General features: G+C 72.9%; 1 protein-coding gene. It reads right to left on the reverse strand.

All coding sequences use genetic code 11. The features are described 5' to 3' along the window. The coding region (locus tag V6U90_RS33445) for a condensation domain-containing protein (protein ID WP_334445188.1) at positions 1-1,245 on the reverse strand (1,245 nt) is incomplete at both ends.

Genomic DNA, 1,245 nt, shown 5'->3' on the forward strand with positions numbered 1-1,245 from the left:
CCGCTGATCCGTGAGCTGGCTCATCACCTTCAGGTGCGCCGCGTGCAGCACCGCCTTGGGCGAGGTGCCGGTACTGCTGGCGAGCTGCCGGACCGGTCCGTCCAGGTCGTGGACGTCCACCGTGTACCGGCAGACCGTCGCCGGACCGGACCGGTCACCGAAGGCGTCCGGCAGGGTGAACTTCCGCTGCTCCGTCACCACCGTCCGCCAGTACCCGGCGGTCTCCTCCGACGCCAGGGCGTCGAGTTCGCCGGCCACGTGGTCGGCGTACCGGACCGCCGGTGGCTCGACCTGCCGGGACGGCTCGCCGGCACTGCGTCGCCGGTAGTCGCCGACCAGCTCGGTGAGCAGGGCGTTGAGGTCCCAGCCGCCGGTGACCAGGTGGCTCAGCGCCACGGTCAGCCACCAGGCCCGGGTGCCGTCGACGTGCGCGGTGACCCGCAGCAGCGGGGACGGGGAGTCCAGGTCGAACGGGGTACGCCGCTCGGTGGCGAGACACGCCTCGTACCCGGTGCCCGGGTGCACGGTGACCGGTACGGCGACCGTGGCGTGCACGAGCTGCATCGGCACCGAGTAGCCGGTCAGGGCGAACGAGGTGCGCAGCGTCTCGTGCCGGGTGACCAGCCCGTCGACGGTCGCCTGGAGCGCGTCGGCGTCGAAGGGTCGCCCGTCGTCGACCCGGATCGAGTGCACGATGTGGTACAGCGCCTTGCCGGGATCCTTCTGGATCTCCACGGCCATGCCGATCTGGGCCTGCGTCGCCGGGTACGCGTCGACCAGCCCGGCCGGCAGGGCGGCCCGGTCGGTGGCGCTGATCAGCGCGTACGGCTCGACGGGGCGAAAGGAGCCCTCCTTGGGAGCCTGCGCCTCGGCGAGTGCGGTGGCCAACCGGCGGATCGTGCGGTGGGCGAAGATGTCCCGGACGGTCACCTCGTGTCCGGCCGCGCGCAGCGCCCCGACCAGGGTGACCGCCGTCATCGAGTCACCGCCGAGGTCGAAGAAACTCTCGGTGACGCTGACCCGGTCCAGGTCCAGCACCCACGACCAGACGCCGGCCATGGCGGACTCGACCGGGCCGTTGGGCCGCACGTAGGCGCTACGGACGAAGGCACGGGCGTCCGGCGCCGGGAGCTGGCGGCGGTCCACCTTGCCGTTCGGGTCGACCGGGACGGCGGGGATACGGACGTAGGCGGCCGGGACCATGGTCTCCGGCAGGCTGGCCAGCAGGTGTTCCCGCAGCCCGGC

Origin of the sequence: Micromonospora sp. CPCC 206060 (assembly GCF_036906895.1) — a bacterium.
GTDB lineage: Bacteria > Actinomycetota > Actinomycetes > Mycobacteriales > Micromonosporaceae > Micromonospora.